The sequence below is a fragment of the Thalassobaculum sp. genome, assembly GCF_040219615.1.
In the GTDB taxonomy this organism is placed as follows: Bacteria; Pseudomonadota; Alphaproteobacteria; order Thalassobaculales; family Thalassobaculaceae; genus Thalassobaculum_A.
This window is the reverse complement of the sequence record NZ_JAVJSE010000007.1, coordinates 119,972-138,381: the sequence shown is the minus strand read 5'-3', so window position 1 is coordinate 138,381 and position 18,410 is coordinate 119,972. Positions and strand designations below refer to the sequence as shown.

Here is an 18,410-nt window from a genome sequence, read left to right as displayed (position 1 = left end):
GTCAATCTTTCTCCAGGGTGCACTGAAGCGGGTGCTGATGCTGTCGTGCGAAATCCATCACCTGGGTCACCTTGGTCTCGGCCACCTCATAGGTGAAGACACCGCATATACCGACGCCCCGCTGGTGCACGTGCAGCATGATCCGGGTCGCCTCCTCCCGACTCTTTCCGAAAAACCTTTCGATGACGTGAACGACGAACTCCATCGGCGTGTAGTCGTCATTCAGCATGATGACCTTGTACATCGACGGCTTCTTGGTCTTCGGACGCGTCTTCACCACCACGCCGGTGGTGGGGCGCCCGCCGGTCCCGCGATCGTCGTCACTCATCGCAACAATCCGCAAAAGGTTCGATTCAGCGAGAATCGCCAGCCTCCACTCCAGTTGGCGTTCAGCATATGAGATTTGCCGGGGCTCGGAAAAGGGGGGCGCCCGACGGGCTTCGCCCGGAACCGGCCGGCGGCGGCCGCGACTCGCGGCCTGTGCTCGAATATGGCCTGTGCATGCGCAACAAAAAAGGCCCGGCCGAAAATCGGCCGGGCCTCTTCGCGCCGCCGCAGCGGCGGCGGAGTCGCCTGAATGCGGATCGCCGGTCAGGCGGCGATCGGACGGCTCAGGGTCTCGACGGTCTCGTCGACCCGGGCCTTGATCGGCTCGATCGCCTCGCTGGCGGTCTTCACCGACAGCTCCGAGATCTTCGTGCTCTCGGCGACGAAGGAGTCGAAGGCCGACTTGGTGAAGGTGTTCTGCAGGTCGACGACCTCGTTCAGCGACTTGGCGCCGAGCACCTGCTTGCTGAACGACATGGTGGAGTCGACGGTGCCCTGCGTGTAGGCGGCCCAGGCCTTGGAGACGTCCTCCAGGCCCTTCGACAGGATGCCGAAGGACTTGGTCACCGCCTCGTAGTTGCCCTGCGCCAGGGTGTTGGCCTGCTCGTAGCCCTTGAACAGGGTCTGCGAGGCCTTCTCGACGTTGTCCTTCGCCATCGACATCGCCTGCTCCATGTTCTTCTGCGCGGCGTCCTGGCCGATCTTGGTCATCTGCTCGAGGGTCTCCTTGCCGGCGGTAACGGCGGCATCGACCGGCGTCGCGGGCGCGGTGGTCTTCTTGCTGGTCATGGCTTGCTCCATCGTCCTGGTGGAATTTATTGGCTGCGATTGTGCACCGCAACATGACTGAAAGGTAGTTAACCTGGGCTCAGGGTCAAGAGCAAATTTTGTGCAGCGCACAAATTCTTGAGCGCCTTATGGAGCAAGGCCCGGCACCATCTCCACCGGCACGTTGCTCCCGCACCTGCGTCTGTGCACGCGGATACTCAAATACCGTGGTTGGCGAAGATCGACTAAGAACACTGAATCAATTGCTTATGGACAAATGCTAAGACGTCACCTAGGATTCTGGATATTCGTCGGGTGGCGGGGCGGGATCCCGGTGCCGACGATCGGGCAACGACGACGGCACGCAGGGGAGACGGTGATGGCGCGGTGCGGCGTCCGGATCCTGGCAATGATCGCCTTTGGACTGCTCTGGCTGGCGGTGGCCACGCCAGCGCAGGCGGCGACCAAATACGCGGCTCTGATCATCGACACGGCGTCCGGGACCGTGCTGTTCGAGCGCCATGCCGGCGCCCAGCGCCATCCGGCGTCGCTCACCAAGATCATGACCCTGTACCTCCTGTTCGAGGCGATCGACGAGGGACGGATCAGCCTCGACGACCGCCTCAAGGTGTCGAAGCACGCCGCCGCCCAGCCGCCGTCGGCGCTGAACCTGCGGCCCGGCGAGACGATCAGGGTCAGGGATGCGATCCTGGCCCTGGTGACCAAGTCCGCCAACGACGTCGCGGTGGTGGTCGCCGAGGCGCTCGGCGGCACCGAGTCCAAGTTCGCCCGGCTGATGACCGAGCGGGCCCGGCGCCTCGGGATGCGCAGCACCCGGTTCCGCAACGCGTCCGGCCTGCACGACGCGCGCCAGGTGACCACCGCCTACGACATGGCGACGCTGGCGCTCGCCATCCGGCGCGACTTCCCCGGCCAGTACGAGTACTTCTCGACCCTCAGCTTCAGCTGGAAGGGCCGGACCTACAACAACCACAACAAGCTGCTCGGCCACTACAAGGGCACCGACGGCATCAAGACCGGCTACATCGGCGCCTCGGGTTTCAACCTGGTGGCATCCGTCGAGCGCCACGGTCGGCGCCTGATCGGCGTGGTGTTCGGCGGCAAGAGCGGATCGCGCCGCGACCGCCACATGAAACGCCTTCTCGACTCCGGATTCGAGAAGGCCAGCGATATCCGGATCGCCGACCTGGTCGTGCCGCCGCTGCCGGCGCCGCGGCCGGACCGCGACGTGCAGGTGGCGTCGGCCGAGGCCGTGCCGGCCGACACCGGCTCGATCGGTGCCCAGGCCGCCGCCCTGCTGCCGCCGCTGCCGCAGCCGGCTCCGCAGTTCGAAGCCGGCTCCCGCGACGAGGGCGTCGAGTGGGGCATCCAGGTCGGGGCCTATGCGTCCGAGATCCGGGCCCAGCGCTCGATCGCCCTGGCTCGCGGCCATCTGAACGACCTGCTGACCGGCGCCGACGCCGCCGTCGAGCCGCTGGACCGCCGCACCGGCACGATCTTCCGCGCCCGGCTGTTCGGGTTGAGCGAGCAGGAAGCCCGCTCGGCCTGCCTCAGCCTGAAGCGCCAGCAGTTGCCCTGCGTCCCGGTTCCCGGGCGCGACGACATCGAACTGGCCGCCGGCCCGAAGGGCTGAGCCGCCGCCGCGCGAAACCCGCGGCCGACAGAAGACGGAGACAGGGGCCGGCGGCAGCGCCGGCCCCGATTTCGTTCCGGGCAGTACCCTCCCGCTCAGGCGGCCCGGACCGAGGGCTCCGGCTCCAGCACCGCCAGGCAGGCACGGGCGACCTCCTCCCCCTTGACCGCCATGTGCCCGGCGAAGAAGCCGTGGTGCTCGGCGTGCTCGTGGAAGTGATGCGGCGTCAGCACCGCGGACAGCACCGGCACCCGGGTCTCCAGCTGCACGGTCATCAGCCCGTTGATCACGGCACCGGCCACGAACTCGTGACGGTAGATGCCGCCGTCGACCACGAGGGCGCTGGCCACCACCGCCCGGTAGCGGCCGCTGTCGGCCAGCAGCCGGCACCGCAGCGGAATCTCGAAGGCGCCCGGAACGCGCACCAGGTCGATCATGTGCGACGGCCAGCCGCCCTGGGCCATGGTCTCGCCGAACGCGCGCCAGGCGTGCTCCAGCAGGTCCTCGTGCCAGCCCGCCCGCACGAAGGCGATGCGGCCGGCGCCGGGGTCGGTGTTGGTGTTTTCGGTCAGGCTCTGATTCATGGCTTGCTCCACGGTTGGATCCAGAATCAGGGCGCACGGGAGCATCGGACGGGCGCATGATCGGCCCCGTCGAAAGACCCGTTCTCTTCCATCCGGACTGTGACCGTCGGCTTCGGAATCGCACCGAATCTGCTGACCCCGCCGCCGGGTGGCGACGGGCGCTCGCGGGCTCAGGCAAACCTCGCCATCACCGCCGGTGGGGACTTCCACCCCGCCCCGAGAACGCTGCCGCCCGAACCGCCGGACGGCAGGGGTGTTCTAGCACGTTGCCGGGTACTCGCCAGCCGGTCCGATCAGAAGCTGTCGGGGGCGGCGATCCCGACGCCGTCGAGCGCGGCCCGCAGCTGCGCCTTCAGGCGCTCCAGCCCGGCCTCGGTGCGGGACTCGCAGCGCGCCACCAGCACGTCCTGGGTATTCGACGCCCGCAGCAGCCACCAGCCGTCCTCGGACGTCACCCGGACCCCGTCGACGTCGTTGACCTGGACGTCGGTGCGGCCGGCCAGCGCCGCCTTGACCTCGACGACGGCGGCGAACTTGCGCTCCTCGGAGCACGGGAACCGGACCTCCGGCGTGTTCAGCACCTCCGGCAGCTCGTCGCGCAGGGCCGACATCGGCCGGTCGGTCCGCGCCAGCAGCGACATCAGCCGGACGGCGGCGTACAGGGCGTCGTCGAACCCGTAGTAGCGGTCCTTGAAGAACAGGTGGCCGCTCATCTCGCCGGCCAGCGGTGCGCCGGTCTCGGCCATCTTGGTCTTGATCAGCGAATGCCCGGTCTTCCACATCAGCGGCTTGCCGCCGAGCTCGGCGATGCGGTCGAACAGCACCTGGCTGGCCTTGACGTCGGCGATGACGGTGGCACCGGGGTGCTCGGCCAGGATCTCGGTGGCGTAGATCGCGACCAGCTGGTCGCCCCACAGCACCCGGCCCTTCTCGTCGATCACCCCGATGCGGTCGCCGTCGCCGTCGAAGGCGATGCCGAGATCGGCCTTCGCCTCGGCCACCGCCTCGCGCAGGATCTCCAGGGTCTCCGGCACCGTCGGATCGGGATGGTGGTTCGGAAAGGTGCCGTCGACCTCCGGGAACAGCACCTTGTGGCGCCCGGGCAGCCGCGCCGCCAGCGCCTCCACAACCGGCCCGGTCGCGCCGTTGCCGCAGTCCCAGACCACGGTCAGCTCGCGCCCCGGCCGGTAGTCCTGCAGCAGCCGCTCGGTGTAGCGGCCGAGCAGGTCGACGTCCTGCACCGAGCCGGCGCCCGTGGCATAGGCGCCCTCGGCGGCCAGCGGGCCGATTCCCTGGATGTCGGCGCCGAAGAACGGCCGCTTGCCGATCATCATCTTGAAGCCGTTGTAGTCCGGCGGGTTGTGCGAGCCGGTGATCATGATCCCGCCGTCGGCCTCGAGCTCGTACACGGCGAAATACAGCGTCGGCGTCGGGCAGCCGCCGACCCGCAGCACGTCGATCCCGGCGGCACGCAGGCCGTCCACCACCCCGGCCTCCATCTCCGGCGACGACAGCCGGCCGTCGCGACCGACCGCCACGCGCCGACCGCCGTTCTCGGCGACCCGTGTCCCGAAGGCCCGTCCGATCGCCTCGGCATCGGTCCGCGACAGGGTCTTGCCGACGACTCCGCGGATGTCGTACTCGCGCAGGATGGTCGGGTCGAAGCGATGCGGGCCGATCATTGGGCAGCCTCCGAAGCGGCGCGCGCCGGTCGTCCGGTACCCCGGCCGATGCAGGTGTACTCGAAGCCGGCGGCGCGCATGTCCTTGGGGTCGTAGACGTTGCGCAGGTCGACCACGACCGGCGCCTTCAGCAGTTTCTTCATGCGGGCCAGGTCGAGCGCGCGGAACTCGTTCCACTCGGTGACGATCGCCACTGCGTCGGCGCCGTCCATCGCCTCGTAGGCGCTCTGGCCGAACTTGATGCCATCCATGTGCCTGGCCGCCTCGTCCATGCCTTCCGGGTCGTAGGCCCGGATGATGGCACCGGCCGCCTGCAGCGCCGGCACGATGTCGAGCGCGGGGCTGTCGCGCATGTCGTCGGTGTTCGGCTTGAAGGTCAGCCCGAGTACCGCCACCGTCTTGCCGGCGACCGATCCGCCGCAGGCGGCGACGATCCGCTCGGCCATCGCCTTCTTGCGCCGGTCGTTCACGTCGACCACGGTCTCGATGATCCGCAGCGGCGAGCCGAAGTCCTGCGCGGTCTTGACCAGCGCCAGCGTGTCCTTGGGGAAGCACGACCCGCCGTAGCCGGGCCCGGGATGCAGGAACTTCCGGCCGATCCGGCCGTCCAGGCCGATACCGCGGGCGACGTCGTGGACGTCCGCGCCGACCTTCTCGCAGAGATCGGCGATCTCGTTGATGAAGGTGATCTTGGTGGCGAGGAAGGTGTTGGCCGCGTATTTGATCATCTCGCTGGTCTCGAGCGCGGTGAACACGATCGGCGTCTCGATCAGGTACAGCGGGCGGTAGAGCGTCCGCATCACCTCGCGGGCGCGCTCGGACTCGCAGCCGATGACCACCCGGTCGGGCCGCATGAAGTCGTTGATCGCGGCCCCCTCGCGCAGAAACTCCGGGTTCGAGCAGACGTCGAACTCGGCGTCCGGCCGGCACTCGCGGATGATCGCCTCGACCTCGCGCCCGGTGCCCACCGGCACCGTCGACTTGGTGACGACCACGGTATAGCCGCGCATGTTCTCGGCGATCTCACGGGCGGCGGCGTAGACGTAGGACAGGTCGGCGTGGCCGTCGCCGCGGCGGCTGGGCGTACCGACCGCGATGAACACAGCGTCGGCGCCGGTGACGGCCTCCCGGAGATCGGTGGTGAACGACAGCCGCCCGGCCTTGACGTTGCCTTCGACCAACTGCTCCAGGCCCGGCTCGAAGATCGGGATCTCGCCCTGCTTGAGGCGCCGGATCTTGTCGGCGTCCTTGTCGACGCAGCACACGTCGACCCCGAACTCCGAGAAGCACGCGCCGGTGACGAGGCCGACATAGCCGGTGCCGATCATCGCGATGCGCATCGAACTCTCCTTGATGCAACCGGTGCCGAGCCCGCGGGACGGCCGACGGGTCAGATGTAGTTCTTCAGGAACCCGGCGATGTCGTCACGCATGTCCGGCCGGTCGAGCGCGAACGCCAGGTTGGCCTCCAGGAAGCCGACCTTGTTGCCGCAGTCGAACCGGCGGCCCTCGAACAGGTAGCCGTTGAACGGCTGCAGCCCGAGCTGGCGGGCCAGCGCATCGGTCAGCTGGATCTCGCCGCCGGCCCCCTTCTCCATGCGGCCCAGGTCCTCGAACACCTTCGGCTGCAGGATGTAGCGGCCGATGACCGCGAGGTTCGACGGCGCTTCCTCGGGCTTCGGCTTCTCGACCAGACCGCGGACCTCGACCAGGCGGTCGGTGATGTCGCCGGGCTTGACCACGCCGTAGGAGGCGGTCTGCTCCTTCGAGACCTCCATCAGGGCGACCATGTTGCCGCCGACCTGGTTGTAGGCGTCGATCATCTGCTTGAGACAGCCCTTCTCCGAGAGGATCAGGTCGTCGGCCAGCAGCACGGCGACCGGCTCGGAGCCCACGAAGTTGCGGCCGCACCACACCGCGTGGCCGAGGCCGAGCGGCTCCTGCTGCCGGGTGAACGCCAGCTGTCCGGGCTTCGGAATGGTTTCCTTGACCAGCCGGAGGGCCTCGTCCTTGCCGCGCGCCGCCAGCATGTCCTGCAGTTCGTAGGCGTGGTCGAAGTGGTCCTCGATGGAGGCCTTGCCGCGTCCCGTGATGAAGATCAGTTCCTCGATGCCGGCCTCGCGAGCCTCGTCGACGGCGTACTGGATGAGCGGCTTGTCGACGACCGTGAGCATCTCCTTGGGCATCGACTTGGTGGCCGGCAGGAACCGGGTACCGAGACCACCGACCGGAAAGATCGCCTTACGAACGGGTACGGGCATGGAGTCCTCTCGCGACGGCCACCGCTACGGCGGAACGGGGCGGGTTATCGCCCGAACCCCTCGGCGCACGCAACAGCGCTGAAGTCACGGGCGGCCAAGCAGGATGTCCTTGGCACGATTGATCTGGGCGGCGAGCCAGGACGACCCGCCCTTGTCAGGATGGTTGGCCATCATCAGCCGGCGATGGGCCTCCCGTATCTCCTCCTCGCTTGCGCCTTCGGACAATCCGAGGATCTGCAACGCCCGATCCCGTGTCATCGTTCCGTCGCTCGGTGCGTCGGCGCCGGCGCCGGTCCCGGCACCCGCCGGCCCGCCGTCCTCGCCGGCGCGCTCGAGCCAGGCGTCGAGCACCTGCGCCGACGCCGGATCGTCGGCCACCTCGGCCCGCAGCGCGGCGCGTTCGCCCGGTGTCAGCTCCGACAGCCGGCGCCCGGCCAGACGGCCTTCCAGCACCTCGCCGTCCAGCCGGCCGGTGTCGTGGTCGAGGCTCATCGCCAGGTAGCGGGTGCGGACGTCCGAACTCTGCCCCGGCGTCGGCCCGCGCGCCGCCTTGGCGGCATTGCGGATGGCCCGGATCACGCCGCCCCAGCGGATCACCAGCGGCAGCAGCACGGTGGCCGCGATCACCATCCATTCCAGCCGCCCGCGCATCAGCACGAACAGAGCGATCGCCGCCAGCAGACCGAGCCCGACCCACCGCGCCACCTTCAGGATCGTCTTCGGCTCGGTATCGAGGAGCCAGCGCCCCATCAGGGCCAGCCCGACCACCAGCGACAGGCCGAGCACCACATATGCCATCCGTCAGCGCCTCATCTGGCTGGTCAGCAGCTTGACCGCCTCGCCGCGCTTGGCGCCGAAGTCGGCCAGGGCCTTGCGCCCGCCGGCGGCATACACCGCGACCGCCGCCAGCAAATCCTTCAGGCGGTCGGCGCTCGACAGGTCGAACGGACAATACGCACCCTGGGTCAACCGGGCGATCTGCCGGAAGGCATCGGCGGCGATCGGGTCGCCGCCCTCGTGGAACACGAACACCGGGACCCCGAGCACGCCCAGTTCGCCGGCGACGTGGCAGACCGCGTCGATGTCCTCCTCGAAGGCGTCGCCGACGAAGATCAGCGCATCGACCTTGTCGCGGCCGGTCTCGGCCTTGGCATGGCTCAGCACCTTGCCGATCTGGGTCTGGCCGCCGAGGCAGGCGACGCCGGTCATCACCCGCCCCAGCGCATCCGGGTCGGAGTGCCACTTCGAGCTCTTGCACTCGCGGAAGCCCCGGTAGAACACCAGCTGGACGTCCAGCCCGCCCAGAGTCGCTGTCTCGTGGAACATCTCCGCCTGGATGTGGCAGGCCCGGTCCCAGGTCGGCTTGCGACTGGCGGTGGCGTCCAGGGCGAAGATCAGCCGGCCGCGCCGCGCGCCGCCCGGCCGCGCCGGCCTGGCCCGCACCGTCTCCAGGAACGCGTCGACCTCGGAGCGGCTCGACACCTGCTGCCCCGGGCGTTCAGCCGGCATCCGATCTCGTCGTGTCGACATGGCGATCCGTCGTGGCGACCGATGAGTTTAGAATTAGTGTCATGATGCGGCGTTCCAACCGGTCGGGTCCAGTCGCATGACCGTCACCATACGCCCGATGGCCCCCGACGACGCCCCGGCGATCGCCCGGATGGCCAGAGCGCTGTCCGCGCACGAGGGCGCGGCGCCTCCGCCGTTCGACGCCGAAGCCGTGCGGCGCTGGGGTTTCGGGCCCGGCCGGCGCTTCGACGGGATGGTCGCCGACCGCGGCGGCCGGGCGGTCGGATACGCGCTGTTCCACGACGGGTTCCATGTCGGCCGGGGCATGCCGGGGCTGATGCTGATGGACCTCTACGCCGAACCGGCGGTCCGCCGGCACGGGGTCGGCCGGGCGCTGATGGCCGCCGTGGCCGCGGAGGCCCGGCGCCGCGGCGGCACCTGGGTGGTGTGGCAGGTACATCCCGACAACCTCGAGGGGCTGGCCTTCTACCGGGCGCTCGGCGCCCGGCGCTATCGGGCGGCGGATTTCGAGCTGGCGGTCGACTGACGGCGTTTCACGCTCGATTCACACCGGCTGGCCGTCAATGGCCTTCCTTCACTCGGGGAGGGCCGGCACATGCGCGTCGTCGCGAAGGGACAGGCGGAGCGTTCGCTGATCTGGGCGACGCTCGACTACACCCGCTTCAATCTCGGGGTCATCGCCCTCGGTGCCGTCTTCCTGGTCGGCGCCGAGCAGGGCGCCGACGTGGTCCGAGGCCTCGCCACCGGCGACCCGGTGCACCAGGCGCTGTTCTTCCTCGCGGTGTTCGCCTGGGGCTGGCAGAGCTGGTTCTGGGCCCGTTTCATGCTGCAGGACCGGCTGACCGAGCTCGAGCTCGCGCTCGATCGCGAGAAGGAGGCGTGCGCGAACCGCGACCCGTGCCGGGCCCCGCGCGCGGCCAGTGCGGGCGCCGTGCGCTTCGTGCGCTGGTATCCGCGCGCGCTCGGCCTGCTTGCGATGGCGCTGGCGACCGTCGCGCTGGTCGCCAGCTACGGCGTGCTGGACCGGTTCGTCGGGATCAACCTCGCGACCATCGCGCTGTACGCAGCGCTGGTGATCTTCCGGCGCCGGATCCGCCGGCGGTTCTCGGGATCGGCCGTCCTGTCCGGGGCGCAGATCTCCGCCGGCTGGATCGCCTGGATCGCCGAGCCGCTGTTCCGGCTGCGCCCGGCGTGGCGCGGCGATACCGACATGCCGACCCTCGCGCCCTACACCATCCTGGCCGGCGTCGCCGTCATGGCGGCGACCAGCGCCTGGGCGCTGGCGGATCCGGTCGGCTACGGCTTCGCCGTGGGGTCGGCGGCAGTGGTGTTCATCGGCCTGGCATCGATCCTGCCGGCCGGCTCGCTGGCGATCTGGGCGACCCGCGAGCGCGGCAGGCCGGTGCTGTCGGCGATCGTCGCGGCGGCCGTGCTGTTCAGCTTCGTGAACGCCAACAACCAGGTTCGGGCGATCGACGGCCCGGCCGCCGCCAAGCCCGGCGCCTGGGAGAGCCTGGACGCCATGCTGGCTCGCCATGGTGCGTGCACCGAGCCGGTGCCGGTGGTGGCGGTGGCGACCGCCGGCGGCGGCGTCCGGGCCGCCTACTGGACCGCGACGGTGCTGTCCGGCATCGAGGACGAGGTGCGCGGCAAGCTCGGCGATGGCCGCTCGTTCTCCGACCACCTGTTCGCCGTCAGCGGGGTTTCCGGCGGCAGCGTCGGCGCGGCCTTCTACGTCACAGCGCTCCGCGACGTCGGCGCCGCCACCTCCAACACCGAGACCCTGCAGCAGGCGCTTTCCGCCGACTTCCTGGGGCCGACCCTGACCGGACTTCTGTACCACGATCTCTGGCAGACCTTCCTGCCATGGCCCCTGCTGACCGACCGCGGCGCCATCCTGGAACGTGCCTTCGAGGCCAGCTGGGCGGCCCGGTGGCCGGGCGGCGACGGCCTCGCGGCCGGGCTGGCGGCGTTCACCGGCTTCGAGACCCCGCGCGGCGGCTGGATTCCGCGACTGCTGCTGAACGGCACCAACACGGTGACCGGACAGCGCATGGTCGCCTCTACGGTCGCGCTGCGGGACGCCCGGGGCGACCGGCCGCAGCAGGTGATCGTCGACGCCCTCGACCAGCACGCCTACCTCTCGGACGACCCCGACGGCCGCAGACCCGACATGCGGCTCAGCACCGCCGCCCACAACAGCGCCCGGTTCCCGGTGATCAGCCCGGGCGGCCTTTGGCCGCGCGGCCGCAGCATGGTGGTCGACGGCGGCTACTTCGAGAACTTCGGGGCCGAGACCCTGCTCGATCTGCTGCGATACCTGCAGATCCGCAGCCGCAGCGATCCGCTCCGCTGCCCGATCCGGCCGATCGTCGTGCAGATCTCGAGCGACCCGGAGATCGGGAATGCCCTGACGGGAGGCCGAATCGACCCGGCGGTCGACCGCGGCGGCCCGGGATCGCGGCTGTGGAACGTGGTCGGCGGCCCGGCCGGCGGCATCCTGAATGCCCGGTCGTCGCGCGGCACCCTGGCGGCCAACGCCCTGCGGCGCTGGCCGCAGTCGCTCGGCCCCGACAAGGCGAGCATGACCGACCCGCTCTGGGTGCACTTCAGGATGCCGCCGGGATCCGAGATCGACAGGACCGCGAGATGCCCGGGCGCCGAAGCCATCGACCCACCGCTCGGCTGGGTGCTGTCCCGTCAGTCGGCGGAGGCGATCCGGGGCATGCTGGCCTGCGCCCGGGGCAACCGCGACGCCATGGACCGGCTGCTCGAGGCGATGCTGCCGGCGACGGTCATGCCCGACGGGGAGCCCGCTCCGGCAACTGTAATGAATTGATCAGCGCCCGTACTTCCTGGCGCGCGGCGACATGCGACATCCGCGGCTTGGCACTGCCGTCGCGCTGCGAGCGGTCGAACACGTCCAGCATGGTCAGGCCCTGCAGGAACAGCTCGCGGAAGATCACCCGCTCGCTGAAGCCCGGGGCGAGGCGGAAGCCGATGCGCTTGGCCAGCTTCTCGAGCACCTCGCCCATCTCGCGCTTGTTGTTGGCGTCGAGGTTGGAGAGCCGGTTGCGCATGACGATCCAGTCGATCGAGCCGCCGTCGCGCTTGGCCCGCGCCTTGCGCTGGTCCCACACCATCTCGGCATAGACGCTCGGGCGCTGCACCTCGCCGGTGCGGCCGTCCACATGGGCGACCACGTCCAGGTCGACGAAGCTGTCGTTCACCGGAGTGACCAGGGTGTCGGCGTAGGAATGCGCCAGCCGCGCCAGATGGCTGTCGGTGCCGGCGCAGTCGATCACCACGTAGTCGACCTCGCCGACCAGCCGGCCGAGGATCGCCTCGAAGCGGGCCCGGTCCTCCTCCTGCGCCTCGGTGCGGTTGACCTTCTCTGACGGCGCCAGGAAGAAGTGCCGCGGCATCGGCAGGGCATGGCCCTCGCGCTGCACGGTGGCGGCCCGGTTCGACAGATAGCGGGTCAGGGTCCACTGCCGGGCGTCGAGGTCGATGGTGCCGACCCGGTAGCCGAGGCGGAGCAGCGCCACGATCAGGTGCATCGACGTGGTCGACTTGCCGGACCCGCCCTTCTCGCATCCGACCACGATGACATGCGCCGGGGCGGACGCCGCCGCCGACGATTGAGTTTCCAGGCCCTGGGCCAGATCCGCCACGGACATCGTTCCCGAATGTGCATCCCGCCCCTCGATACCCGGACGCCCGCAGCGGTTCAAGCGCGGCGAAGGCGGCGCTCAGGCGGGCGATATCCCGCGCCTGCCGGCGAGCGCGCGGTCCTCGGTGCGGATTCGCCAGGCCAGCAGCGCGGCGTTCGCGAGCCCGAATCCGAGCGCCGTCCACGGCAGCCCCAGGGCCAGGGCCAGCACCGGGATCTCCAATGCCACCACCAGGTAGTTCGGGTGCCGGACCCAGCGGTAGGGCCCGCGCCGGACCAACGGGGCCGCCGGCAGGGTGACGATCCTGGTGGTCCAGTACCGTCCCAGGGTCACCAGCACCCAGACCCGGCCGGCCTGCAGCGCGAGGAAGGCCGCCAACCACCACGGCGCCACCGTCCCTTCGGCCTGCACCGCCAGCACGGCCAGCCAGGCGGTATGCAGCGCCACGATCGCCGGGTAGTGCGCGCGGCCGTGCTCGACCGCGCCCTCGGCCAGCAGCCGGGCGGTGTTGCGGCGTGCCAGCACCAGCTCGCCCAGGCGCTGGGCCGCGACCAGCGCGACGACGATGCGCGCGGCGTCGAGATCCATGCCTACAGCTCCAGCAGGTTGAGAGCGGCCGTGAAGCCCGGCCCGAGAGCCAGCATCAGGTGGCGCCCGCGGGCGCCGCGGTCGATCGCCCGGCGCAGCACCATCAGCACCCCGGCCGCCGAGGCGTTGCCGTAGCGGGTCAGCACCGCCCGGCTGTCGGCCAGCGCCGCCGGCCCGAGCCCGAGCGCCTGCTCGACCGCCTGCAGCACCTTGGGCCCGCCCGGATGGCCGACCACCCCGTCGAGCCCGGCGATCGTAAGGCCGCAGCCGTCCAGGAAGCCGTCGACCACCGGCCGTAGCCGGGCCGCCAGGAAGGCCGGCAGGTCGCGCCGCAGCTCCAGCCCGAAGCCGACGTCGTCGATCCGCCAGCCCATGACGTCCAGGGAATCCGGCCAGGTGTGCTCGCCCGAGGCGACGAGGGACGGCCGCTGCTCATGGCCCGGGCCGGCGCACAGCACCGCGGCGGCGGCGCCATCGCCGAACAGTGCACTGCCGATCACGTTGACCGGCTCGGGGTCCGGGCGGAACGCCAGGCTGCACAGCTCGACGACCAGGCACAGCACCACCCGGCCCGGCTCCAGCCGGGCCAGGTCGGCGGCCCGGGCCAGCCCGATCACCCCGCCGGCACAGCCCCAGCCGAACACCGGGGTGCGCCGGACGTCGGCGCGCAGGCCGAGCCGGCCGATCAGCCGGGCGTCCAGGCTGGGGGCGGCGAAGCCGGTGGTCGAGATGCACAGCACGTGGTCGACGGCGGCGGCGGCGACCCCGGCCGCCGCCAGCGCCCGTCCGGCGACGTCGGCGAGCAGCGCGATCGCGGCCGGCTCGAAGGCGCCGGCCCGCTCGGCCCAGCCGTGGTCGGCGGCGTACCAGTCGACCGGCATCGCCAGCCAGCGTTCCTCGACCGTGCTGCTGTCGAACACCCGGTCGAGCGCGCGGTTGCCGGCCAGGCTCTCGGCGAACACCGAGCGCGCGAACGCCTTGACCTCGTCGTTGGTGGCGCGGTGCGGCGGGACGGCGGTTTCCAGGGACAGGATGCGGGCCGGTTGCATCCCGGGAGGATGGGGCGCCGCCAAGCGGATTCAAATCGCTTTGCCGTGACGGCGCCCGCTCAGAACGACCGCGGCAGGCCCAGGACGTGCTCGGCGACGTAGGACAGGATCAGGTTCGTGGAGATCGGCGCGATCTGGTACAGCCGGGCCTCGCGGAACTTGCGCTCGACGTCGTACTCCTCGGCGAAGGCGAAGCCGCCATGCGCCTGCATGCAGATCTCGGCCGCGTGCCAGGCCGCCTCCGAAGCCAGCATCTTGGCCATGTTGGCCTCCGGCGCGCAGGGCTGGCCCGCTTCGAAAAGCCGCACCCCCTTCTCGGCCATCAGGGCTGCCGCCTCGGTCTCGGCATAGGCCCGGGCGATCGGGAACTGCACGGCCTGGTTCTGGCCGATCGGCCGGCCGAACACCTCGCGCGACTTGGCGTATTCGGTGGCGGTGCGGATGAACCAGCGGGCGTCGCCCAGGCTCTCATGCGAGATCAGCAGCCGCTCGGCGTTCATTCCGTCGAGGATATAGCGGAAGCCCTTGCCCTCCTCGCCGATCAGGTTCTCGGCCGGGACTTCGAGATCGTCGAAGAACACCTCGGTGGTGGAGTGGTTCACCATGGTGCGGATCGGCCTGATCGTCAGGCCCTTGCCGACCGCCTCGCGCATGTCGACCACGAACACCGACAGCCCGTCGGTGCGCTTGGCGACCTGGTCCTTCGGGGTGGTGCGGGCCAGCAGCAGCATCAGGTCGGAATGCTCGGCGCGCGAGGTCCAGATCTTCTGGCCGTTGACCACGTAGCGGTCGTTGCCGTCCTTGCGGGCGGTGGTGCGCAGCGACAGGGTGTCGGTACCGCTGGTCGGCTCGGTCACCCCGAAGGCCTGCAGGCGCAGCTCGCCGGTGGCGATGCCCGGCAGCCATTTCTGCTTCTGCTCGGCGTTCCCGTGCCGCAGCAGGGTGCCCATGATGTACATCTGGGCGTGGCAGGCCGCACCGTTGCAGCCGCTCTTGTGGATCTCCTCGAGGATCGCCGCGGCGGCCCGGATGCCGAGACCGCTGCCGCCGTATTCCTCGGGCACCAGCACCGCCAGGTAGCCGGCGTCGGTCAGCGCCTTCACGAACTCGCCCGGATACGCGCGCTCGCGGTCCTTCTCGCGCCAGTAGCTGCCGGGGAAGCGGGCGCACAGGTCGCGGACCGCCGCCCGGATATCCTCGATCACGTCGTCCGGCGTGACGGTGGCGGTGACGTCGGCGGGCTGCGCCATGGGAACAAACTCCTCGCGGTCGGGGTCGGACTGTCAGGGCCCGACTGAAATAGCCCTGGCCCACTGGGAGGTCGAGCGCCGAAATAGAATTTCACACCAAGACACTTTTTGCGTGCATCTTGATTGGTCAATTATTATCATCCGTTAATCCGTGGCGTGCCCCCACACGCCCGACATCCTCCGTCCCATCGTGGACCAGACTCCGGAGCCGAGGATTGCCCCCCTCGGCTCCGAATTTCTTTGGCGAATGGCTCTCATTCCGTTGGAGTCGCCGCCCGCCCTATTTCCGCGGCTTCTCGAACACCGCCATCGCGATGCCGACCCGCGCCTCCTTGACGGCGCGGCGCAGGTTGCGCTGCTTGGCGGCGGCGGTCGGGCCCATCAGGATGTCGCCGGCCTGCAGCGGCGGCGGTCCGCCAGCCGCCTTGCCGGCCGCGGCCGCCTCCTGCTGGCGCACCATGTGGGCGCGCGACGCGTTGGTCAGGTCGCGGAAGTCCAGCGCGCGCAGGCCGACCTCCTCGGCGAGCGCCCGCATGGTGCTCGGCGGCACCAGGAAGCTGACCGAGTCGTCACCGGCCCAGGGCATCGGGTAGTCGGGCGAGCCGGCGACGCCGGCGACGATGTCGTAGAACCCGAAACGGCCACCCGGCTTCAGCACCCGATGGGCCTCGCGGTACATCGTGCGCTTGCGGTCGATGTTCATCGACGCGTGGATGGTCACCACCCGGTCGAAGGTCGCGTCCTCGAAGGGCAGGTCGGTGGCGTCGCCCTCGATCACCTTGATGCGGCGCGACAGCCCGACCAGCCTGTTCAGTTCGCGGTTGGCCTCGCACAGGGCCGGCGTCAGGTCGAGCGCGGTCACCCGGGCGTCGTACCGCGACGCCAGCACCCGGGCCGGACCGCCGATTCCGGCACCGAGGTCCAGCACCTTCATGCCCTTGCGGATCTCCAGGGCGTCCAGCAGCTCGACCGTCGCCTCGTGACCGCGCACATGCATCTGGTCGAGCGCCGCCAGGTGCTCGAGGGTCACCGCGTCGCGCTCGACCCCGTGGTCCCGCAGCCGGGCGACCAGCGCCTCGGCCAGGGAGGTCCGGTCGTAATGCGCGGCGACGGGGTTGTCCCGGTCCATGCCCGCTCCCCCGCTCAGCCCCAGAGCGCCGGGTCGGCCGGATACACGATGCTGCCGTCGTAGCGCATCCCCGGCTCCCGGTCCTTGGCCAGCAGCAGCGGCGCATCCAGGTCGACCAGGTCGACGCCCTGCGACACCAGCATACCCGGCGCCATGCCGAGCGAGGTGCCGATCATGCAGCCGACCATGATGCCGAAGCCCCGGCGCTCGGCCTCGGCGCGCAGCCGCAGCGCCTCGGTCAGGCCGCCGGTCTTGTCGAGCTTGATGTTGACCTTGTCGTACTTGCCGACGAGCGCGTCGAGCGTCGCGGTGTCGTGGCAACTCTCGTCGGCGCATACCGGCACCGGCCGCTCCAGGCCGAGCAGCCCGGAATCGTCCTTGGCGGGCAGCGGCTGCTCGATCATCTCGACCCCGAGCGCGCCGAGCTTCGGTGCCAGTTCCAGGTAGGTCGCGACGTCCCAGGCCTCGTTGGCGTCGACCACCAGGCGGGTGTCCGGGGCGTTGGCATGGATCCGTGCGACCCGGTCGAGGTCGAGGCCGTCACCGGTCATCTTGAGCTTCAGCAGCGGCCGAGCGGCGTTGCGGGCGGCCGCCTCGCCCATGGCTTCCGGGGTGTCGACCGACAGGGTGAACACCGTCGTCACAGTGCTGGGCGCGGCGGCGAGCCCGGCGCTCTTCCACGCCGGAACCCCCGACAGCTTGGCCTCCAGGTCCCACAGCGCGCAGTCGACGGCGTTTCGCGCCGCCCCGGCCGGCAGTGCCGACAGCAGGCCCTCGCGGTCCAGCCCGCCGGCGATCGCGTCGGCGACGCCGCGGATCTGTTCCACCACGCTGTCGACGCTCTCGCCGTAGCGGGCATAGGGCACGCACTCGCCGCGGCCGGTGGCGGCGCCGTCGCGCACGGTCGCGACCACGACCTGCGCCTCGGTGCGCGCGCCGCGGGAAATCCGGAACACGCCGCGGATCGGCCAGCTCTCCACGGCGACGGACAGGGTTCGGGACATCGGGCTCCTCATCGGAAAGGCGGCATCGGGCGGGCGGCGGGACGGCGTCACTTCACCGTCAGCTTGGCGATCTGGACGTTCACCAGATCGCCCTCCGGAACGAACTTGTGCAGGATTTTCCAGGTGTTGTCGCGGACTCTCTGGATCCCCTCATAGCCGTTCAGGTCGGTCGGGGTCAGGCTGCTGAGATAGATGATCATGGCGTCACGAATCCGCGGCTCCTGGGCCGCCATGGTCGGGCGTACGCCCTCGTCGCGCATCTCGACCGCCAGGCTCAGCAGCATGAACACCGGATAGGTCCGGTTGGTCCGGATGTTCACCACGAACTCCGGCAGCACGTAGACCGACGAGTCGACCGGGCTCGGCTGGCTGGTCGGCGGTGCCCCCAGTTCCTTCTTCTCCTCCGGCGCGGTCTCGTGGCCGCCGAGACCCGGGATCGAGACGCCGGGAATCATGCCGGCGACCAGGGCGCCGAGACCGGCGCCGATCAGCAGCAGCAGGGGCAGCAGCACGAACAGGATCAGCTTCTTCATGTGGCGCCACCCTCGGTTTTCCGAGCGCTGGATTGAGATTGCGCTCCGGCCGCTCTAGGTTTAGCGAACCGAGAGCCGCGGAGCCACGCCTCGCGGAACGGAGTGTGTATGGCGATGGCCGACCCCGCCGACGACAGCTGGAAGAACATGGTCAAGGCGCAGCCCGCCGTGGCCGAGGCCGAACGCGCGCCGGGCGCCGCCCCGCGCGCCGCCTCGTTTGCGATCGAGCTGACCGAGGACGGGCTGCTGCTGAAGATCCGCCGCGAGGACGGCAAGATCGCGCTGGTCGAACTGTCCCCCGACATGGCCCTGTATCTCCGCGAATACCTGACCAACGGCCTCGCCAGCATCGGGTACATCCGCCCGCGGTCGTGAACC

19 protein-coding genes and 1 riboswitch are annotated in these 18,410 nt (G+C 70.2%); of the genes, 4 read left to right on the top strand and 15 right to left on the bottom strand.

Annotated elements, in window-relative coordinates; genetic code table 11:
* Position 1 precedes the first annotated feature (1 nt).
* Together clpS and RIC31_RS02880 are read right to left on the bottom strand one after the other, a co-directional pair.
* Positions 2 to 328 carry an ATP-dependent Clp protease adapter ClpS gene (gene clpS, locus RIC31_RS02885; protein WP_350102837.1) on the bottom strand — a complete coding sequence of 109 codons (327 nt, stop codon included), beginning with the start codon at positions 326 to 328 and terminating at the stop codon, positions 2 to 4.
* 263 nt (positions 329 to 591) lie between these two features.
* Complete coding sequence (locus RIC31_RS02880; protein ID WP_350102833.1) at positions 592 to 1,116, bottom strand: phasin family protein; 525 nt, start codon at positions 1,114 to 1,116, stop codon at positions 592 to 594.
* 358 nt (positions 1,117 to 1,474) lie between these two features.
* Here RIC31_RS02880 and RIC31_RS02875 point away from each other — a divergent pair, with 358 nt between their 5' ends.
* Positions 1,475 to 2,749: a serine hydrolase gene (locus RIC31_RS02875; protein WP_350102830.1), complete on the top strand. Its 1,275-nt coding sequence runs from the start codon at positions 1,475 to 1,477 to the stop codon at positions 2,747 to 2,749.
* Between the two features lie 95 nt (positions 2,750 to 2,844).
* On the opposite strand, the gene RIC31_RS02870 is transcribed toward RIC31_RS02875, so the two are convergent.
* From RIC31_RS02870 to RIC31_RS02845, 6 genes are all read right to left on the bottom strand, one after another.
* Positions 2,845 to 3,333, bottom strand: coding sequence for a 6,7-dimethyl-8-ribityllumazine synthase (locus RIC31_RS02870; protein ID WP_350102827.1), 489 nt, complete (start codon positions 3,331 to 3,333; stop codon positions 2,845 to 2,847).
* Positions 3,334 to 3,409: 76 nt separating this feature from the next.
* A riboswitch (FMN riboswitch) is annotated at positions 3,410 to 3,561 on the bottom strand.
* A 65-nt stretch (positions 3,562 to 3,626) separates the two neighbouring features.
* Entirely contained in the window at positions 3,627 to 5,015 is a 1,389-nt protein-coding gene (gene pgmG, locus RIC31_RS02865; protein ID WP_350102823.1) for a phosphoglucomutase/phosphomannomutase PgmG, read from the bottom strand.
* A complete protein-coding gene (locus RIC31_RS02860; RefSeq protein WP_350102819.1) occupies positions 5,012 to 6,355 on the bottom strand; it encodes a UDP-glucose dehydrogenase family protein in 1,344 nt (447 codons plus the stop codon). Before RIC31_RS02860 ends, pgmG begins: the two co-directional genes overlap by 4 nt.
* 50 nt (positions 6,356 to 6,405) lie before the next feature.
* Complete coding sequence (gene galU / locus RIC31_RS02855) at positions 6,406 to 7,275, bottom strand: UTP--glucose-1-phosphate uridylyltransferase GalU (RefSeq protein WP_350102817.1); 870 nt, start codon at positions 7,273 to 7,275, stop codon at positions 6,406 to 6,408.
* Positions 7,276 to 7,359: 84 nt separating this feature from the next.
* Complete coding sequence (locus RIC31_RS02850) at positions 7,360 to 8,073, bottom strand: DnaJ domain-containing protein (protein ID WP_350102814.1); 714 nt, start codon at positions 8,071 to 8,073, stop codon at positions 7,360 to 7,362.
* Between the two features lie 3 nt (positions 8,074 to 8,076).
* Positions 8,077 to 8,784, bottom strand: coding sequence for a vWA domain-containing protein (locus tag RIC31_RS02845; protein WP_350102809.1), 708 nt, complete (start codon positions 8,782 to 8,784; stop codon positions 8,077 to 8,079).
* Between the two features lie 97 nt (positions 8,785 to 8,881).
* On the opposite strand from RIC31_RS02845, the gene RIC31_RS02840 reads away from it, so the two are divergent.
* Both RIC31_RS02840 and RIC31_RS02835 read left to right on the top strand, forming a co-directional pair.
* Positions 8,882 to 9,331 (top strand): GNAT family N-acetyltransferase, encoded by a 450-nt coding sequence (locus tag RIC31_RS02840; protein WP_350102804.1) that lies wholly within the window; start codon positions 8,882 to 8,884, stop codon positions 9,329 to 9,331.
* Between the two features lie 69 nt (positions 9,332 to 9,400).
* Positions 9,401 to 11,644, top strand: coding sequence for a patatin-like phospholipase family protein (locus tag RIC31_RS02835; protein ID WP_350102801.1), 2,244 nt, complete (start codon positions 9,401 to 9,403; stop codon positions 11,642 to 11,644).
* On the opposite strand, the gene RIC31_RS02830 is transcribed toward RIC31_RS02835, so the two are convergent.
* The 7 genes from RIC31_RS02830 to RIC31_RS02800 all read right to left on the bottom strand — a co-directional run bounded on the left by RIC31_RS02830 (position 11,601) and on the right by RIC31_RS02800 (position 18,032).
* Complete coding sequence (locus tag RIC31_RS02830; protein ID WP_350102797.1) at positions 11,601 to 12,485, bottom strand: division plane positioning ATPase MipZ; 885 nt, start codon at positions 12,483 to 12,485, stop codon at positions 11,601 to 11,603. The genes RIC31_RS02835 and RIC31_RS02830 overlap by 44 nt on opposite strands.
* A 72-nt stretch (positions 12,486 to 12,557) precedes the next feature.
* Positions 12,558 to 13,067 carry an isoprenylcysteine carboxyl methyltransferase family protein gene (locus RIC31_RS02825; protein WP_350102794.1) on the bottom strand — a complete coding sequence of 170 codons (510 nt, stop codon included), beginning with the start codon at positions 13,065 to 13,067 and terminating at the stop codon, positions 12,558 to 12,560.
* A gap of 2 nt (positions 13,068 to 13,069) precedes the next feature.
* Positions 13,070 to 14,116 carry a type III polyketide synthase gene (locus tag RIC31_RS02820; RefSeq protein WP_350102791.1) on the bottom strand — a complete coding sequence of 349 codons (1,047 nt, stop codon included), beginning with the start codon at positions 14,114 to 14,116 and terminating at the stop codon, positions 13,070 to 13,072.
* A 59-nt stretch (positions 14,117 to 14,175) separates the two neighbouring features.
* Complete coding sequence (locus RIC31_RS02815) at positions 14,176 to 15,366, bottom strand: acyl-CoA dehydrogenase family protein (protein ID WP_350102789.1); 1,191 nt, start codon at positions 15,364 to 15,366, stop codon at positions 14,176 to 14,178.
* A gap of 280 nt (positions 15,367 to 15,646) precedes the next feature.
* Positions 15,647 to 16,495: a class I SAM-dependent methyltransferase gene (locus tag RIC31_RS02810; protein WP_350102786.1), complete on the bottom strand. Its 849-nt coding sequence runs from the start codon at positions 16,493 to 16,495 to the stop codon at positions 15,647 to 15,649.
* Between the two features lie 14 nt (positions 16,496 to 16,509).
* Positions 16,510 to 17,499, bottom strand: coding sequence for an N-acetyl-D-Glu racemase DgcA (gene dgcA / locus RIC31_RS02805; protein ID WP_350102783.1), 990 nt, complete (start codon positions 17,497 to 17,499; stop codon positions 16,510 to 16,512).
* A 47-nt stretch (positions 17,500 to 17,546) separates the two neighbouring features.
* Positions 17,547 to 18,032 (bottom strand): flagellar basal body-associated FliL family protein, encoded by a 486-nt coding sequence (locus RIC31_RS02800; RefSeq protein ID WP_350102779.1) that lies wholly within the window; start codon positions 18,030 to 18,032, stop codon positions 17,547 to 17,549.
* A 114-nt stretch (positions 18,033 to 18,146) separates the two neighbouring features.
* Here RIC31_RS02800 and RIC31_RS02795 point away from each other — a divergent pair, with 114 nt between their 5' ends.
* On the top strand, positions 18,147 to 18,407 hold the full coding sequence (locus tag RIC31_RS02795) for a hypothetical protein (protein WP_350102775.1): 261 nt from the start codon (positions 18,147 to 18,149) through the stop codon (positions 18,405 to 18,407).
* Positions 18,408 to 18,410: the final 3 nt, after the last annotated feature.

Excerpts from the sequence above, each read along its gene's own strand:
- clpS (WP_350102837.1), bottom strand. The coding sequence starts at position 328 with ATGAGTGACGACGATCGCGGGACCGGCGGGCGCCCCACCACCGGCGTG.
- RIC31_RS02880 (WP_350102833.1), bottom strand. The coding sequence starts at position 1,116 with ATGACCAGCAAGAAGACCACCGCGCCCGCGACGCCGGTCGATGCCGCC.
- RIC31_RS02875 (WP_350102830.1), top strand. The coding sequence starts at position 1,475 with ATGGCGCGGTGCGGCGTCCGGATCCTGGCAATGATCGCCTTTGGACTG.
- RIC31_RS02870 (WP_350102827.1), bottom strand. The coding sequence starts at position 3,333 with ATGAATCAGAGCCTGACCGAAAACACCAACACCGACCCCGGCGCCGGC.
- pgmG (WP_350102823.1), bottom strand. The coding sequence starts at position 5,015 with ATGATCGGCCCGCATCGCTTCGACCCGACCATCCTGCGCGAGTACGAC.
- RIC31_RS02860 (WP_350102819.1), bottom strand. The coding sequence starts at position 6,355 with ATGCGCATCGCGATGATCGGCACCGGCTATGTCGGCCTCGTCACCGGC.
- galU (WP_350102817.1), bottom strand. The coding sequence starts at position 7,275 with ATGCCCGTACCCGTTCGTAAGGCGATCTTTCCGGTCGGTGGTCTCGGT.
- RIC31_RS02850 (WP_350102814.1), bottom strand. The coding sequence starts at position 8,073 with ATGGCATATGTGGTGCTCGGCCTGTCGCTGGTGGTCGGGCTGGCCCTG.
- RIC31_RS02845 (WP_350102809.1), bottom strand. The coding sequence starts at position 8,784 with ATGCCGGCTGAACGCCCGGGGCAGCAGGTGTCGAGCCGCTCCGAGGTC.
- RIC31_RS02840 (WP_350102804.1), top strand. The coding sequence starts at position 8,882 with ATGACCGTCACCATACGCCCGATGGCCCCCGACGACGCCCCGGCGATC.
- RIC31_RS02835 (WP_350102801.1), top strand. The coding sequence starts at position 9,401 with ATGCGCGTCGTCGCGAAGGGACAGGCGGAGCGTTCGCTGATCTGGGCG.
- RIC31_RS02830 (WP_350102797.1), bottom strand. The coding sequence starts at position 12,485 with ATGTCCGTGGCGGATCTGGCCCAGGGCCTGGAAACTCAATCGTCGGCG.
- RIC31_RS02825 (WP_350102794.1), bottom strand. The coding sequence starts at position 13,067 with ATGGATCTCGACGCCGCGCGCATCGTCGTCGCGCTGGTCGCGGCCCAG.
- RIC31_RS02820 (WP_350102791.1), bottom strand. The coding sequence starts at position 14,116 with ATGCAACCGGCCCGCATCCTGTCCCTGGAAACCGCCGTCCCGCCGCAC.
- RIC31_RS02815 (WP_350102789.1), bottom strand. The coding sequence starts at position 15,366 with ATGGCGCAGCCCGCCGACGTCACCGCCACCGTCACGCCGGACGACGTG.
- RIC31_RS02810 (WP_350102786.1), bottom strand. The coding sequence starts at position 16,495 with ATGGACCGGGACAACCCCGTCGCCGCGCATTACGACCGGACCTCCCTG.
- dgcA (WP_350102783.1), bottom strand. The coding sequence starts at position 17,499 with ATGTCCCGAACCCTGTCCGTCGCCGTGGAGAGCTGGCCGATCCGCGGC.
- RIC31_RS02800 (WP_350102779.1), bottom strand. The coding sequence starts at position 18,032 with ATGAAGAAGCTGATCCTGTTCGTGCTGCTGCCCCTGCTGCTGCTGATC.
- RIC31_RS02795 (WP_350102775.1), top strand. The coding sequence starts at position 18,147 with ATGGCCGACCCCGCCGACGACAGCTGGAAGAACATGGTCAAGGCGCAG.